The organism is Gemmatimonadales bacterium (assembly GCA_036265815.1).
Taxonomy (GTDB): domain Bacteria; phylum Gemmatimonadota; class Gemmatimonadetes; order Gemmatimonadales; family GWC2-71-9; genus CAVVWJ01.
On sequence record DATAOI010000029.1, the window covers coordinates 1 to 15,542 of the forward strand.

18 protein-coding genes and 1 tRNA gene are annotated in these 15,542 nt (G+C 67.4%); 4 read left to right on the forward strand and 15 right to left on the reverse strand.

What is annotated here, in order from left to right; translation table 11 throughout:
• Positions 1-344: 344 nt before the first annotated feature.
• Positions 345-1,148, forward strand: coding sequence for a tyrosine-type recombinase/integrase (locus tag VHR41_06015; protein HEX3233732.1), 804 nt, complete (start codon positions 345-347; stop codon positions 1,146-1,148).
• Between the two features lie 14 nt (positions 1,149-1,162).
• On the opposite strand, the gene VHR41_06020 is transcribed toward VHR41_06015, so the two are convergent.
• Positions 1,163-1,245 (reverse strand) — tRNA-Leu (locus VHR41_06020).
• Positions 1,246-1,352: 107 nt separating this feature from the next.
• On the opposite strand from VHR41_06020, the gene VHR41_06025 reads away from it, so the two are divergent.
• Positions 1,353-1,904 carry an inorganic diphosphatase gene (locus VHR41_06025; GenBank protein ID HEX3233733.1) on the forward strand — a complete coding sequence of 184 codons (552 nt, stop codon included), beginning with the start codon at positions 1,353-1,355 and terminating at the stop codon, positions 1,902-1,904.
• 15 nt (positions 1,905-1,919) lie between these two features.
• On the opposite strand, the gene VHR41_06030 is transcribed toward VHR41_06025, so the two are convergent.
• From VHR41_06030 to VHR41_06040, 3 genes are read right to left on the reverse strand one after another with little or no spacing between them, the layout of a single operon-like run.
• Positions 1,920-2,504 carry a hypothetical protein gene (locus tag VHR41_06030; protein ID HEX3233734.1) on the reverse strand — a complete coding sequence of 195 codons (585 nt, stop codon included), beginning with the start codon at positions 2,502-2,504 and terminating at the stop codon, positions 1,920-1,922.
• Between the two features lie 3 nt (positions 2,505-2,507).
• Positions 2,508-3,506 carry a flotillin-like protein FloA gene (floA, locus tag VHR41_06035; GenBank protein ID HEX3233735.1) on the reverse strand — a complete coding sequence of 333 codons (999 nt, stop codon included), beginning with the start codon at positions 3,504-3,506 and terminating at the stop codon, positions 2,508-2,510.
• A 34-nt stretch (positions 3,507-3,540) separates the two neighbouring features.
• Positions 3,541-4,302, reverse strand: a complete 762-nt coding sequence (locus VHR41_06040; protein HEX3233736.1) for an NfeD family protein — start codon at positions 4,300-4,302, stop codon at positions 3,541-3,543.
• Positions 4,303-4,457: 155 nt separating this feature from the next.
• On the opposite strand from VHR41_06040, the gene VHR41_06045 reads away from it, so the two are divergent.
• The gene (locus VHR41_06045) at positions 4,458-5,162 is read left to right on the forward strand and encodes a glycerophosphodiester phosphodiesterase (protein ID HEX3233737.1); all 705 of its coding nucleotides are present in this window, start codon (positions 4,458-4,460) and stop codon (positions 5,160-5,162) included.
• A gap of 6 nt (positions 5,163-5,168) precedes the next feature.
• Here the strand turns inward: VHR41_06045 and VHR41_06050 are convergent, their stop codons facing one another.
• The 5 genes from VHR41_06050 to VHR41_06070 all read right to left on the reverse strand — a co-directional run bounded on the left by VHR41_06050 (position 5,169) and on the right by VHR41_06070 (position 9,470).
• A complete protein-coding gene (locus VHR41_06050; protein HEX3233738.1) occupies positions 5,169-5,486 on the reverse strand; it encodes a hypothetical protein in 318 nt (105 codons plus the stop codon).
• Between the two features lie 105 nt (positions 5,487-5,591).
• Positions 5,592-5,864, reverse strand: coding sequence for a 50S ribosomal protein L27 (gene rpmA, locus VHR41_06055; protein HEX3233739.1), 273 nt, complete (start codon positions 5,862-5,864; stop codon positions 5,592-5,594).
• A 7-nt stretch (positions 5,865-5,871) separates the two neighbouring features.
• Complete coding sequence (gene rplU / locus VHR41_06060; protein HEX3233740.1) at positions 5,872-6,186, reverse strand: 50S ribosomal protein L21; 315 nt, start codon at positions 6,184-6,186, stop codon at positions 5,872-5,874.
• A gap of 85 nt (positions 6,187-6,271) precedes the next feature.
• Positions 6,272-7,969 (reverse strand): Rne/Rng family ribonuclease, encoded by a 1,698-nt coding sequence (locus VHR41_06065; protein HEX3233741.1) that lies wholly within the window; start codon positions 7,967-7,969, stop codon positions 6,272-6,274.
• Positions 7,970-8,252: 283 nt separating this feature from the next.
• Positions 8,253-9,470, reverse strand: coding sequence for an acyl-CoA dehydrogenase (locus tag VHR41_06070; GenBank protein ID HEX3233742.1), 1,218 nt, complete (start codon positions 9,468-9,470; stop codon positions 8,253-8,255).
• A gap of 414 nt (positions 9,471-9,884) precedes the next feature.
• Here VHR41_06070 and VHR41_06075 point away from each other — a divergent pair, with 414 nt between their 5' ends.
• Positions 9,885-10,697, forward strand: a complete 813-nt coding sequence (locus tag VHR41_06075) for a hypothetical protein (GenBank protein ID HEX3233743.1) — start codon at positions 9,885-9,887, stop codon at positions 10,695-10,697.
• 42 nt (positions 10,698-10,739) lie between these two features.
• Here VHR41_06075 and VHR41_06080 read toward each other — a convergent pair whose 3' ends face one another.
• The 6 genes from VHR41_06080 to VHR41_06105 all read right to left on the reverse strand — a co-directional run.
• The gene (locus VHR41_06080) at positions 10,740-12,587 is read right to left on the reverse strand and encodes a RecQ family ATP-dependent DNA helicase (GenBank protein ID HEX3233744.1); all 1,848 of its coding nucleotides are present in this window, start codon (positions 12,585-12,587) and stop codon (positions 10,740-10,742) included.
• Between the two features lie 135 nt (positions 12,588-12,722).
• Positions 12,723-13,271 (reverse strand): outer membrane beta-barrel protein, encoded by a 549-nt coding sequence (locus tag VHR41_06085; protein HEX3233745.1) that lies wholly within the window; start codon positions 13,269-13,271, stop codon positions 12,723-12,725.
• Positions 13,272-13,411: 140 nt separating this feature from the next.
• Positions 13,412-13,588 (reverse strand): hypothetical protein, encoded by a 177-nt coding sequence (locus tag VHR41_06090; GenBank protein HEX3233746.1) that lies wholly within the window; start codon positions 13,586-13,588, stop codon positions 13,412-13,414.
• Positions 13,585-14,343: an enoyl-CoA hydratase-related protein gene (locus tag VHR41_06095; protein ID HEX3233747.1), complete on the reverse strand. Its 759-nt coding sequence runs from the start codon at positions 14,341-14,343 to the stop codon at positions 13,585-13,587. Before VHR41_06095 ends, VHR41_06090 begins: the two co-directional genes overlap by 4 nt.
• Positions 14,343-14,723, reverse strand: a complete 381-nt coding sequence (locus tag VHR41_06100; GenBank protein HEX3233748.1) for a hypothetical protein — start codon at positions 14,721-14,723, stop codon at positions 14,343-14,345. The genes VHR41_06095 and VHR41_06100 overlap by 1 nt, the downstream gene beginning before the upstream one ends.
• A 2-nt stretch (positions 14,724-14,725) precedes the next feature.
• On the reverse strand, positions 14,726-15,542 hold an 817-nt coding region (locus tag VHR41_06105; protein HEX3233749.1), incomplete at its 5' end, for an acyclic terpene utilization AtuA family protein.

Below are 15,542 nucleotides of genomic sequence, written 5' to 3' on the forward strand. Positions count from 1 at the left end.
GACGTGCGGCGCTGGATTGAGCTCCGTCGCAGTGAGGAGGCCGCGTGAGCCCGAACCGCACCAGCAAGAGCGGCTGCTTCCGGTTCGATCGACTCTTTCGTGGCGTCGGACGAATCCAATGCTCAAGCGGGACCACAAAGCTGACGGACTTCCGCCGCCGGGATGCGCTCCTAACGAAGCTCTATGAGCAAGGTCGGCTTGACCTGCTAAGGGCGCTAAAGCAAGGACGAATCACCTCGGCGGAGCTGGTCGACGCAGACCGCCGTGAGCGACTGCACGAGGCCGCGGCGGGGCTCGTGGCAGATCGGCCCCTCTGGTCAACCGTCGAGGCCACGGTCTCTCGCATGAGCTGCGACGCCGTGACCAAGCGGCGATATCGGATGGCCTGGAATGCGCTTCGCGTGTCAGGTGTACTGTCAGAGGGGGCCAGGCTCAGCGACCTCCTCCATGTAGACTGGCGCGCGCTGGAGCAGGTATGGCAGCGGTCTCCGGCCCATTGGAACCACCTTCGCCGGGCGGTGTCGCGGACCCTCACGGTGCTCCTCGAAGCCGAAGCCCACCCCTTTCGGCTCGCAGTGCTCAAGAACTTCCCCAGCCGGCAGGAGATCGACCGCGAGCCCGACCTCACGCCGGAAGCGTTCTGGCGCGTGGTGGGGCTACTCCGGGAGGAAGTCCGGCCGTTCTTTGTGGCGCTGGCCGTGCTCGGGTGCCGGTCGGGTGAATTGCTCCAGCTCAAGCGTGAGGATCTGCGGCCGCTCACTACGAGCGTGGCGATCCGGCGCCGGGCAAAGAACAAGTGGAGCCTTCGGGTGCTACCGGTAGATCCTGAGCTCTACCCCTGGATTGACCGGGCGGTTCCGGTCACCCTGAGTCGTGACTGGCTGCGGGAGATGTGGTATGCGGCGTGCGATCGCGCCGAGGTGCCGCGCGTCCGGCTCCACGACCTCCGGCACTGCCATGGGCAGTGGACGCTCGACCAGGGGATCGCCGATGTCGACGTGCAGCGGTACATGGGCCACTCGACCAGCTATATGACGCAGCGGTATCGGAGGCGGGCGGAAAGGACCAGGAACAGCCAAGCGATCGCCAAAGTGCTGGGCGTCCCTCAGTCTGTCCCTCAGCGGATCGAGAAAGTAGTTGAAGGCTAGGGCCTAACTCCAAGTGCCCGAGGCGAGATTCGAACTCGCACGGGGTTGCCCCCGGTGGATTTTGAGTCCACTGCGTCTGCCGTTCCGCCACTCGGGCCGAGCGGGTAACATCGCCCCGGCGAAGGTACCGGGCAAGCCGATCGAGGTACTTGGTCGAGGGTCCGGGCCCCGATAGTATTCCCCCACCCTCACCCGGACTCGACTGTGCCCGTCGTTCAACCCCGCGGCTTTCACCCCTGGCACGACATCCCCACGGGTCGCGACGCGCCCGCCGCAGTCACGGCCGTGATCGAGATCCCCACCAACGAGCGCAACAAGTACGAGCTGGACAAGCAGCTCGGCGTCTTCCGCCTGGATCGGGTGCTCTACAGCGCCGTCCACTATCCGGGTGACTACGGTTTCCTGCCCCGCACCCTGGGCGATGACGGCGACCCGCTCGACGTGCTGGTGCTGATGACGATCCCGGTGTTCACCGGCTGCTTGGTGGATGCCAGACCGATCGGCCTGTTCCACCTGGTCGACCGCGGCGCGGCGGACGAGAAGGTGCTCGCCGTCCCGCTCGGCGACCCGTACTCGGATGGCATCAACGGGCTGGACGACGTTCCGCCGCACTACCTCAAGGAGATCGAGCACTTCTTCCAGGTGTACAAGGATCTGGAAGGCACCCGCACGGTCACCCGCGGCTTCGAGGGCGCCGAGGCGGCGCGGAACGCCATCACCCAGGCGATGGCGGCGTACCAGGAGCGCTTCGCCTGAGGCCGCTGGCTCGGCTCAGGGGTCGACGGAATCTCGCAGTGAGACCGGCGGGTCCAGGATCTCGCGCCACACCACCGCTTGCCGCAGCTTGCGCGCGGTGTAGCCGCTGGTCGAGGTCTTGTCGGCGGGCTGCTGCCTGATTCGCTGGTCGAAGGCCAGGTGATCGGCCTTCGTGCGGCCCCCGATACGATTCTCCGCATCCGCCACACGCCGGGCGATCACCCGTTCGGCTTCATCGTCCTGGTCCACCGTCACTCGGCTGCTCCGGGCGACGTCCGTCTCCAAACTCCTCGAGACCGGCATCACCTCCAGCGACTCGCGCTCCTCCTGCTCCGCAGCCGGCGGAATCGGCCGGTCGGGCAGGCGGCCGAGTGGCCCGCCGGCCTGGTCGAGCGTGCGGCCGAGCTGACGGAGCAGCAGCTCGAGCTGACTCCCTTCCCGCTGGGTGGCGTCGATCTTCATGGGCCGCGGGAGCGGTCGTGCTGTCCCGGGCGTCGGGCGCGGCTGATCCGTGGGGCGGGCCGGCGGGCGCTTCTTCCTCGCAAACAGATTGAAGAGGAACCAGACGACGCCCATCAGGATCAGGCCCTTGTTGTCCATCGGTCAGCCTTCACCGGCGGGCGCGCCGTCGGTGCTGCCGGCGATCGCCTGGCGCATGGTGGTGTCGGCCTGGACGTTTCGATATCGCTGGTAATCCATCACGCCCAGGTTCCCGCTCCGGAAGGCTTCGGCGATGGCCAGCGGGACCTGTGCCTCCGCGGCGATCACCTTGGACCGCTGGTTCTGGGCCTCCGCCTTGAACTCCTGTTCGACGGCCACTGCCAGAGCGCGCCGCTCCTCCGCCTTGGCCTGCGCGATCCGCTTGTCCGCCTCGGCCTGGTCGGTCTGCAGCTCGGCGCCGATGTTCTTGCCCACGTCCACATCGGCGATGTCGATCGAGAGGATCTCGAACGCGGTGCCAGCGTCGAGTCCTTTGGCGAGCACCGTCTTGGAGATGAGATCGGGGTTCTCCAGCACCGCCTTGTGGGAGACGGCCGAGCCGATGGTGCTGACGATCCCCTCACCCACCCGGGCCAGAATGGTCTCCTCACCTGCGCCGCCCACCAGCCGGTTGATGTTGGCCCGGACGGTGACTCGGGCGAGCGCGAGGAGCTGAATCCCGTCCTTGGCCATTGCCGCCACCTTGGGCGTGGTGATCACCTTGGGATTGACGCTCACCTGCACCGCCTCGAAGACGTCCCGGCCGGCGAGATCGATCGCCGTGGCCTGCTTATAGGTCAGCGCGATGCCCGCCTTGTCTGCCGAGATCAGCGCATTGACCACGCGCTGGACGTTACCGCCCGCCAGGTAGTGGCCCTCGAGATCGTTCACTCCAAGCACGATGCCCGCCTTGTGCGAGCTGATCAGGGGGAACACGATCGCCTTGGGATCGACCCGGCGGAAGCGCATACCGAACAGGGTGAAGAACGACACCCGCACGCCGGAGAAGAACGCCGTCAGCCAGAGCCCGAAGGGGATGAACTGGAAGAAGATCACCAGGATGATGATGGCGATGAACACCAGCGCGAGCACCACACCCAGACTCAGCGTCGACTCATCCACGACAGGATCCTCGGAAGAAAGAGAAAGACCGGACTCAGGTGAGACCCCGGACGATGTGCCGATAGCCTTCGCTTCTGACCACGCGAACCGGGGTGCCCTGCGGGACGTACTCTCCCTCGGTCACGACGTCGACCCGCTCCACCCCGAACTGGGCGGCACCGGCCGGGCGGAGATCGGTGACGGCCACACCGTCGAGACCGACCAAATCTCCCCGCCGCAACGCGGCGACGTACCCGTCGGCCTGCGCCGCTCCCCCGCGAAGGAAGAGGCTGCTGAACCGTCCGCTGGAAGGCAGATGGCGGAGCCAGGCGTAGGCGACCGCGAGGGTGATGACCACGCTGGCCCCCAGCACCGCGAATGCCTGCATGACGTCCGCGGTGGTGGGCGAGCCGCCGATCAGGGCGAGCACGATGGCCGCGGCCAGCGCCGTCGCGCCGAGAATTCCCGCAGCTCCGAAGCCGGGAATGACGAACGCCTCGACCGCCAGCGCCAGCAGACCGAGTCCAAGGAGCAGGACCACTTCCCAACCGGCAAGTCCCAGAGCGAAGCTCGATCCGAAGAAGAGTCCCAGCGAGACCAGGCTCAGCAGCCCGCCGAGCCCGAAGACGCCGGCCTTGACCTCGAACAGCAGGCCTAGCACGCCGATGGAGAGGAGCAGCGGGGAGATGATGGGGCTGGTGAGGAATCGGAGGACCTGCTCGGTCCACGCGGGGTCGAGCACCGGGGTGAGCGTCTTGCCCAGGGCCACAGCCGGTGAGAGCAGGAGGGGGAGCATCAGCAGCGACCGGCACCGCATCGCGTATCCTTGAGGAGGGGACGGAGGGAATCTACAGCGGTCGGCGGGGCAGCGCAGGCGGAGATCCGCCGGAGCGGCGGATGCCAGATCAGGAGCTCGCGAACCCTGTGGACGTCGGTTGGACGACTTCGTTAAGCCGCACTATCTTAGGCCCCATGTCACGCCCTAGCGTCATCGCCCACCGCGGGGCTTCCGGATACGAATACGAGAACTCCCGCGCGGCCTTCCGCCGTGCCGTCATGCTCGATGCGGACGGGGTGGAGCTGGATGTCCATGCCACGGGGGACGGCACCCTCGTGGTCTACCACGACCCGGAGATCCCCGGTGTCGGGCCCATCGCACTGCTCACCCGGGCCACGGCGCGGCAGGTGCGTATCCCCAACGGGGAGACGCTGCCCCTCCTCTCGGAGATTCTCGATCTGGTTGGCGACCGGGATGTATGGGTGGAGGTGAAGGACCTGCCCGGGGCGCATGACCAGGCGCTCATGGAGGCGATCGACCGAGGTCCCGCGCCGCACCGCTACGCGGTGCACAGCTTCGATCACCGGATCATTCAGCGGCTGGGGCAGTCGCGTCCCGGCCTCCGCCGCGGCATTCTACTCTCGGACCATCACGACGACCCGGTGAGTGCGATGCGCGCGGTCGGTGCCACCACCCTCTGGCAGGATTGGCGTCAGGTCGACCGGGACCTGGTGAGTCGGGTGCATGCGGCCGATTGCACCCTGGTGGCCTGGACCGTGAACGAGATCGGAGACCTAGAGCGGCTGGTGCGGCTCGGCGTCGATGGACTGTGCGGGAACTACCCTGATCGCATCCGAGTGACGCTGGCGGCGCGCAACGACGAGGTGTCCCGGATCTGATCCGGGTCAGTGAGGCGTCGTGGCCACTTCCGGCGTCTGGCGCCTGTGTTCTCGATCCTGGGCCACCTGCTGCTCCAGGCGAGCGATCTCGCCCTGGAGATCATCCAGCCGCAGTAGCAGGCCGTCCACCCGGCGCTGATCGACCTCGCTCCCGCGCTCCCGCCGATGAATCAACAGGCCCAGGTCCCGTGCCGCGTTGTCCTGCTTGCGGCGGAGCCGCAACAGCTCGAACTGCAGCTTGCCTTCGTCCAGTGCGGCCTGGGCCTTCTTGCCCAATGCCTCGAGCTCCTGATTCAGCCGGTCGAACAGGCCGGACTTGGTCATGAGATCCTCCCGGTCAGCGTGATTGAGTCCGAATGATAAGCACACACGAGAAGGGGCGCGGCGTACGCCGCGCCCCCGTGCTTCAGGCTCCGATGACTTGCCGGATCAGCTGGCGGCGCCCTCGGTGACGGGATAGACCGAGATCTTCTTCCGGTCCTTGTCCCGATACTCGAACTTGACCACGCCGTCCACCAGGGCGAACAGCGTGTCATCGTTGGCCCGGCGGACGTTCTTGCCGGCATGGAACTTGGTGCCGCGCTGGCGCACCAGGATGTTCCCGGCCACCACCCGCTCGCCACCGAAGTGCTTCACGCCCAGGTACTGGGGATTGCTGGTCCGGCCGTTCCGGCTGGAGCCGACGCCTTTCTTGTGTGCCATGGTTGCCTCAGCCCAGCGTCAGGTCGGTGATGCGGACTTCGGTGTAGCGCTGCCGATGCCCGGTCTTGCGGCGGTAGTTCTTCCTCCGCTTGAACTTGAACACGTAGATCTTGGGCTCCTTGCCCTCCCCCACCACCTCGGCCTCGACCTTGGCCCCGGCCACCAGTGGTGCCCCGGCCCGGATGGTGTCGCCATCGGACGAGAGCAGCACCTCGTCGAAGGTGACCTTGGAGCCGGCCGCGGCCTCCATCAGCGGGAGACGCAACGTCTTGCCCTTCTCCGCTCGAAACTGCTTTCCGGCGGCTCGGAAAATCGCGTACATGAGAAATCCGTGGACTGAGGTAGTCTGATCGCCAGCCTGCAAACATATACGGCGGCAGCGCTTGTGACAAGGGAGTGGTGTGAGGTCAGGCCACCGCGTAGAGGTCGGTCACGTCCCGCCCGGCCGGCCGGCTCATGAGCCGGAACTCGTCCAGCCGGATCATCGGGTCGTCCCGGAGCTCGAGGTCGAGGTTGGTGAGCTTGGAGAGAGTCTGCAGCAGCTTGGGCTCCTCTTCCAGCAGGTAGAGCGCCACCTCCGGATGCAGCCGTACGGTGAGCTGCCGCTCGCGATGTTCGTGACCCGCTCGCTTGAGCGCCCGCTCCAGGCGCCGGGCGATCACCTCCGGCGTGAAGACCCGCCCAGTGCCGGCACAGGTGGGGCAGTCGGTCGTCATGGAGTGCCAGAGCGACGGCCGGACCCGCTGGCGGGTCATCTCGACCAGTCCCAGCTCGGAGACCGCCAGGGCCTTGGTACGGGCGCGGTCGCGGCCGAGGTGGGTGCGGAGCTCCTGGAGCACCTTCTCCCGGTTGGTCCGGGTCTCCATGTCGATGAAGTCGCAGACGATGATCCCGCCGATGTCACGCAAGCGGATCTGGCGCGCGATCTCCCGGGCGGCCTCGAGGTTGGTCCGGAGGATGGTCTTTTCCGGGTCCTTCTTCCCGGTGTACCGGCCGGTGTTCACGTCGATGCTGATCAACGCCTCGGTCGGCTGAATGATGAGGGAGCCGCCGGTGGGAAGCTCGACCCGCGCCTTGAACAAGTCACGGATCTCGGACTCGATGTCGAACTTGTCGAAGAGGGGGGTCGCTTCGGTGTAGAATTGCACCCGGCTGAGGAGGTCGGGATCGATCTGGTTCAGGTACTGCTCGATCTCGTTGTAGAGCTCCTTCGAGTCGACGTACAGCGCATCCACCTTGGCGCTGAAGAGGTCGCGGATGATGCCCCGGGTGAGGCTGGTCTCGCGCTGCAGCAGCGCCGGCGCCCGGCGTACGAAAGTCTTCTTGCGGTTGATCTTCTTCCACAGCGCGAGCAGCGAATCGATCTCCCGGCGGAAGTGCTCCTCAGTCACCCCCTCGGCCACGGTCCGGACGATCACGCCGCCGGAGTCCTTGGGCAACAGCTTGGTGACCATCTCACGGAGCTTGGCGCGCTGCTCCCGGCTCTCGATCTTCCGGCTCACCCCCACCTTGGAGGCGTACGGCATATAGACCAGGAAGCGGCCCGGCAGGGAGATCTGGGCGGTGACGCGGCAGCCCTTGGTGCTGATGGGCTCCTTGGTGACCTGAACCGGGAGGGTCTGGCCCTTCTTGAGGATGTCCTGGATGTTGGGGACGGGTCGCCGGGGCGAGATCTCGCGCTGCTTGGCTTCGGTCTGGGGAGCGCGCTCGGTGGAGCCGGCGCCGTTGCCCCGTCCGCGCCGGCGGCGATCCCGGCCGCGCCAGCCCGCTTTCCGCTCCGCCGGTCCCTCCTCGACCTCCGGCGCGCCGCCAGCCTCGGCCACGGCCGCCGGCTCGGCCTCGTCCTCCGGGTCCTCGTCGGGCTCCTCGTCTTCATCGGGCTCGAGCAGGTCGGAGGCGTGCAGGAACGCGCTCTTCTCCTGACCGATGTCGACGAACGCCGCCTGGATGCCGGGCAGGACCGCCTCGACCCGGCCGAGATAGATGTCCCCGACCGTGCGGCGATGGTCGGGACGATCTACCAGGAGCTCCACCAGCCGATCGTCTTCCAGGATGGCCAGACGGGTTTCCCGCTGGCTCCCGTTGATCAGGATCTCGCGCTTCAAAGTGCTCGACCTCAGCCGCGGCGGAGGCGGTGACCGCCCGCTCCGGATCGAATGGCCGCAGCATCTGGAATTGATGAGAACATCCGGCCCGGCCTCCGGGCGCACCGCACCGCGCCGCGGGGTCGAACCTCATGTATGTGCGCAACGTCCGACGTGAGCACTGTTTGGGACAGGGAAACGCGCCGCCCCGGCGGGCGTGCCCCACGATCGAAGACACCGCATTCCGCGAGGTGGCGCGTCAGTCCTGGCGCCAAATATATGTGACGGTGGATCTTAGGGCAACTCAGTCGACGATCTGTCCCAGGATCTGGCGGGCGATGACCAGACGCTGAATCTCGCTGGTTCCCTCCCCGATCTCACACACCTTGGCATCCCGCATCATCCGCTCGACCGGGTACTCGGTGGTATACCCGTACCCGCCGAAGATCTGCACGGCCTTGGTGGTGTTGCGCATGGCCAGCTCGGAACAGTAGAGCTTGGCCATGGCCGCCTCCTTCTTGAACGGCTTGCCGTTCTGCTTGAGCCAGGCGGCGTGATACAGGAGATGGGTGCCCGCCTCGAGCTCGAGTGCCATGTCGGCGAGCTGGAAGTTGATCCCCTGGAAGCTCCCGATGGGTCGCCCGAACTGCTTCCGGGCGCCGGCGTAGCGGATCGCCTCGTCGTAGGCCCCCTCGGCGATGCCCAGCGACAGCGCCGCGATGCCGATCCGACCCGCGTCCAGGGTCTTGAGGAAGTTGATGAAGCCATAGCCGGGCTGACCCAGCAGATTCTCCTTGGGCACCACCGCGTCCTCGAAGATGAGCTCGCGGGTGTCGCTGGCCCGCCAGCCCATCTTGTCCTGCTTCTTGCCTGCCCGGACGCCGCGGGTCTTGCGCAGGTCTTCCGCGTGCCCTACCCCGAGCGCACGACACAGCGGCAGGTCGACGGTGTCTTTGGTCACGATGAAGCTGGTGATGCCCTTGTTGCTCCGGCCGGGCTCGGTGCGCGCTGTGACCACGAAGATCTCACCCACACCGGCGTGGGTGATGAAGATCTTGGACCCGTTGAGGAGATAGTGATCGCCCTGGTCGACCGCGGTCGTAGCGGTGCCGCCTGCATCGCTGCCGGCGCCGGGCTCGGTCAGGCCGAACCCACCGAGGACCCGGCCAGAGGCGAGAAGCGGGACGTAGCGCCGCTTCTGCTCCGCGGTGCCGAACTCGACGATGGGCGAGGTGCCGAGGTTGGTGTGGGCGCTGATGGTGAGTGCGTGACTGGCATCCACCTTGGCCATCTCGTGGATGGTGATGTAGTACGACAGCTGGTCCATCCCCGCCCCGCCCAGCTCCTCGCTCCAGGGAACGCCGAGGAGCCCGAGCTCGCCCATGGCCTTGATGTTGTCCCAGGGGAACGTAGAGGTCCGGTCCAGCTCGCGCGCGACCGGGGCGATGCTGGTCCGGGAGAACTCACGGACCATCTCGCGCACCTGGAGATGATGCTCGGTGAAGTAGAGGGAGTCATCCATAGAGCCCCAATATACACAGGGCTCGCAGGGCTGGAGGTGGCGTCGCTTGACTTCTGCTTGACTGGGGAGGGCCACTGTTCAGCCCTGAGAACGAATTGCGACAGTTTCCCGGCTTTTCTGCCGCACATCAGCCCGTACGAGGCTCATTTTGCCTCTATCGCCCTGCTGCACCTCGCGTACCTTAGTTGCAGAGCCCTCGGTCGACCCTACTATCGGGCCACGGGCCCCGTCTCCACCACGCATACCTCCCCATTCAGCACGCGACGCCCGCAGTCCATGTCGCCATTCCACCCAAGCCGGGGGCGCGAGCTTGGTACACCCTCATGCCACACCCACAGGGAGGGCAGAAAACCAATGGATTCCCTGATCAGGGCGCTCGCGGCGACTCTGTTGGTCGGAGTGATGGCCATTCCAATGACAGGCTGTGCAAAGGATCTCGCCACCGGTCCCGCTGACAGCGCTGGCGTGAGGGGAGCTCAGCTCGATGTCTCGCTCCAGGCGATCCCGGCAAACGACGACTTCGACAACGCCATCGCCATCACCGCGCTGCCCTTCACCAGCAGCCTCAACACCAGCGAAGCCACGACCGCGGCGGACGATCCGCTCGACGACGAGACCTGCGGCTTCAACAGTATCGGTGGGCACACGGTATGGTACCGGTTCAGCCCCACCCAGAACCTGCGAATCAACGCCAGCACTGTCGGCAGCGACTTCGATCCGAACGTCTTCGTCTACACCGGTACGCGCGGCAACCTGACTCGCGTCGCCTGCAACTTCCTGCCTGGAAGCCTGACCTTCGAGGCGCTCGCGGGCGAGACGTACTTCCTCGTGGTGGGACCAAATGGCGAAGACCCGGGCGGCAATCTCGCCTTTCGGGTGGATCAGTCGCTGGAAGCTGGCGTGACGATCGACCCGGTGGGAACCGTGAATCCCCGGACCGGCGTCGCGACGATCACCGGGACCGTCACCTGCTCACAAAGCGCCTTCTTTGAGCTCGGAGGCGAGGTCCAACAACGCAAAGTGGTTGCGTCCCAAGGGTCCCTCTTCGCCTCCTCCGATTGCGACGGTGTGACCTCCTGGGAAGGCGAGGTGGTCGGCGAGAACGGGCGCTTGGTGCCGGGCAAGGCCGAGGTCTCCGCCGGCGCCCTTTTTACCAGCAATGTGACGACGGAAGAGCGGCAGGCGGCACCGGTGACTGCGATCGTCTTCTTGAGAGTAAGCAAGTAGCTCAACAGGAAGGCAGAAACACGGCGCGCCACAAGCGGGGCCTCACTCCGACAGCCCGAGGTCGAGAGGACGCCATAGCCGTAACAGGCGCAGGAGGTCTGCCCCGAACTTCCGCCGCGCACGAGGACCGAGCCCGGCCAGGCGGAGCGCGGAGGCGTCCTCTTGGGGAGCGGCGGTGGCCAGGGTCTCCAGTGCGCCATCGGCGAGAATGAGGTACGGGGCGACGCCCATCTGGGCGGCGGCACGCGAGCGCCAGGTCTCGAGCGCGGCACGCAATGGCGTCTGCGGGGAGCTCGGCACGGCGGCCGCGGGCAGCGTGCCCAGCGCCCGAAGAATCGTCCCACCGAGCCGCTCGGCGAGAGCGGGACCTATGCCGGGCACTTCCGCCAGCGCCGCAGCACTGGCCGGCGGACGCCGGGCGAGGCGAAGCAGGATATCCGGCTCGAGCAGCGCCCCGCCCCAGGGGCCGCGGCGGGAAGCCAGCGCCGCGCGGAGCCGGGCGAGACGTGCCGCCACAACGGGACCGAGCGGGGGCGTGCGGACACGCTGGCCACAGCGATCGCAGCCCTCGCAATGTTCGAGCTGCTCGCCGAAATAGCCGACCAGCACGCGCCGGCGACAGGCATTGCCGCGGGCGTACGCCTCCATGGCGGCGATGCGGGCCTCGGCGCGCCGGCGCCGTTCACGCACCGGTCCCCAGTCGACCGGCCCTCGATCGGGACGCAGCTCATGCCGCAGCCGTTCGGCAGAGTCGAGGATGTTGCGGGGCACGCCACGCAGGTCCGCCCCGCCACGCCAGAGTCGCTCGAGCAGGGTGCTGGGCGGGAAGGTGACGTCGAGCTGCCGGCGGTGAAGATCGGCGTCTCCCTTGCGCCAGAGGAGGACGCAGCGGGCAGGCTCCCCATCCCGGCCGGCCCGGCCGGCCTCCTGATAGTATGCCTCGGGCGTGGCGGGCAGGGTCCAATGGACCACCAGGCGGATATCCGGCTTGTCGATGCCCATCCCGAAGGCGCAGGTGGCCACCACGACATCGACCCGATCCTCCAGGAACTCCCCCAGCGTGACTGCGCGGCGCTCCTTGGTGAGTCCGGCATGGTACGGCGCCGCGCGGTGACCACCATCCCGGAGCGCGCGGGCGATGGCCTCGGTGGTGTTCCGGGTTGGCGCATACACGATGGCCATCCGGTCATCGCCCTGCAGGAGGTCGAGCAGCGCGCGCAGGCGGTGGCGCTCGTCGCGCGTGGGCACCACGCCGAACCAGAGGTTGGACCGGTCGAACGAGCCGAGGTGGACAGCACAGTGGCCAGGCACGAACCCGAGCGAGCGGCCGATCTCCTCGCGGACTTGAGGGGTAGCGCTTCCGGTCAGCGCGACTACTGGAGGGCGTCCCAGCCGGGAGCGCGCCGTTCGGAGGAGCCGGTAGCTGGGGCGGAAATCGAAGCCCCACTCCGCGATGCAATGGGCTTCATCCACCGCGAGAAGCGCGGGGCGGATACCCGCCGCGGCGAGTTGCGGCGCCAACCGGGCAAGTCGTTCCGGCGAGACGTAGAGGAGCTTGAGCTCGCCGCTGCGGAGCGAGGCCCAGACGGCATCCTGCTCTTCCCTGCCCAGCGAGCTGTGCAGGCCGGCCGCGGGAATGCCCCGCGCCACCGCGGCGGCGACCTGATCCTGCATCAAGGCGATGAGCGGGGAGACGACGATGGTGACGCCGCCCAGAACCAGCGCGGGCACCTGAAAGCAAATCGACTTGCCGCCGCCCGTGGGGAGCACGGCCAGGGTGTCGCGGCCGGCCAGCACGGAGTCGATGACCGGCACTTGGGCCGAGCGAAAATCGGCGTACCCGAAATGATGCTGGAGCAGGCGCCGGGCTTCGATCAAGGGAGCGGTCATGACCCAAGGTGCGAGCCGCCGCGGCGCCGAGCGCTCTCGATTCTACGTTGCGATGGCCATTACCACGCACGCACAAGCCGCCCCCGGGACTGCGGGACGGCTTGATTGCTGGCGGTCTGATCCAGAGCGGAGCGCTCAGCTCCCGCCGAACCGCACCCCCGCCGTGATCGGAATGAAGTGAAAGTCCGAGCCCGTGACGAAGACGTTGTGGAAGCGGCCCTCGACGAACAATCCCACGCCCGACGCCTGGACATTGAACCCCGCCCCGGCATTGAGGCCGAACTTGGTGTCCGAGAAGGACCCGCCAAAGTCCGGCTTGGCCTTGATGTTATAGACTCCGGCACCACCGATCAGGTAGGGACGGAACTTGGTCTCGGGGGAGACCTGAAACGTGTACACCACGTTTCCGGTGCCGTCGATGATCTGATCCTTCCCGCCGCCCCCATCGAATTTGAGCTGCTGATAGGCACCATCGATTTGGAACCCGACCGGACTGGCCGCCGGCTTGAACTGAATCAGGCCCATGCCGTGCCACCCGGTCTTCAGTCCGTCGCTGGTCGAGCCGCTCGGGATGGTGACTCCGCCGCCGAGCCCAAACTGAACCGGCATCTGAGCCGAAGCGATCGGCGCCCCGAACGCCAGGGCCGTTCCCACCGCCAGTAGACGCTTTGACAGCACCCGCATAAACGCTCCTCCTTCAGATCCGGGGATTCTGCGTGCAGCGCGGGATGGACAATTGGCCGTCCTGTAGCCCGATCGCTCGGCCGCTCGACAGCGGCCGCGCTCAAAGTAGCGGAGCGGGGAGTCCTTCCATGTGAGCGGCATCACACCGACGAGTCAGTGGGGCCAGTATCGCTCCCGCGGCGCTGCAGCAGGCGCACGATCACCGCGCCCGCGAGCAGCGCGATCGCCGCCCACCCGAGCCGCCCCTGGTCGAGCGCGACGGCCACCACGGCAAGCGCGATCCCCGCCAGTGCCAACCCCAGGCGCAGCCGGTTCATTTCTTGAGGAAGCGAGCGATGGCGTCCCGGCACTCGGGTGTGGCCCGGGCGAGTGCGTTCACTCGAGCGCCAAGCGTGACGCCGGCGTCGAAGGAGGTGTTGTCGAGCTGGAAAAAGAGATGCTTGGTGAGCGCCAGTGCGGTGCCGCTCGACTCGGCCAGCTGGTGAACGAGCTCATCGACCTCGGCGTCGAGACGGCCGTCGGGAACCACGCGCGCAAGCAGTCCGGCCGCCCGCGCCTCGTCCGCCGAAAGGGTTCGGCCGGTGAGCACCAGGTCCAGCGCGGTCTTTTCCCCGGTGAGCCGCCGCAGCAGACTCATGACCATGGCCGGCACGAACCCGCGCTGCACCTCCGGGTAGCCGAGCTGCGCCCCCGCTCCAGCCACGGCGATGTCACAGGCGGTCACCAGCCCGGCGCCACCGGCCAGGGCACGACCCTGCACCTTGGCGATCACAGGCTTGACCATATGGCGGATCCGGGTGAAGAGCGACCCCAGCCGCAGCGCCGATGCCTCGTTCTCCCCCGGGCTGTGGTCCGCGGACGCGAGCAACTCCTCGAGATCCGCTCCGGCGCAGAAGTCCTTTCCCGCGCCGGCCAGCAGCACCACCCTGACGTCGGCGTCGAGCTCCGCCCGCTCGAGCTGGTGATGAAGCGCGTCGATCAATCCACGGTCGAGCGCGTTCCGCTTGTCCGGGCGATCCAGGGTGAGGGCCAGAACCCGATCACGGAGCGACACCTCGAGCGAGCCGCCCATCAGGCGCCTGCCAGGAGACGGCGGGCCAGCGCCGCCGGCACCGGGATCTCCATCCGGAGCAGTGCGGTCGAGTAGACCTTGCCCTGTGCGTCAGTCTTGAGCGAGATGGTGCCACCTCCGTCGAGCGCACCATGGAGCAGGAAGTTGAGCGCACCGAGATTGGGCAGCTCGAACCGCTCGACCCCGCTCACCATGCCCCTGAAGTGCCGGGCCACCCGAGCGGTGGTGACCTCCCGCTGCAATAAAGGATAATACTCCGGCTCCAGCGCGATGAGCCCCACGTTGGCCGTGTTGCCCTTGTCCCCCGAGCGGGCATGCGCCAGGTACCGGAGCTGGAGCGGTCGGGTGGACGGGCGGCGGCCGGCGGTCGCTTTGGCCATCCTCACGCCTCCAGGATGTCGACCCGCACGTGAGGCTCGATCTCCCGGCGGTCGATGAGCGCCGGCCAGTAGGCCACGACCTCCTCGACCGCCGGCCGGCCGCCGGCGAACCCGGTGACGCTGGGCGGTCCGGTCAGCACCAGCGGCGCGATCTCCCGGGCGAACCGCTCGACCGGGGCGCGCTCCCGGGCCCGCACGCCGACCCGGAGCTGCACCTCCGGCAGGTCGGGGTCAGCGGGGCCGGCCAGCCGCCCGTGGGTGGCATCCACTCCCACGAACTCGGTGAGAATCTGCTCGAACTCGAGACCGAGCTGGGCCAGCCGCTGGCGGAGGATCCTGTCGGCCGCCTTGGCCTTGGCATGCGCCTCAGGCCAGGCGTACACCAGGGTGCCGACCGACTTGTAGCCGTAGAAGTAGGCGATCGACACTTTGAGAAACGGCGTCCGGGGCCCTCCGCGGATGCCGCTCACCCGAACGCGGTCCCGGCCGGCAGGCACGAGACCGATCGTGGTGAAGTCGGCGACGCCGTCGGGGGTGATGTAGCTGCGCGGGTCACCCATTTCGTAGACCAGCTGCTCGGTCACCGAGGGCACGGACACCACGCCGCCGGTGCCGGGATGCTTGGTGATGACGAAGCTGCCGTCCGCCGACGCTTCGACGATCGGAAATCCCGGGTCGGCCAACCCCTTCACCGTGCGCCAGCCCTTGAGCAGGTTGCCGCCGGACGCCTGCGCGCCGCACTCGATGATGTGCCCCGCGACAGTCCCGGCCGCGACCTTGTCCCAATCGTCAGGCGACCACCCGAACTCGTGGAAGATC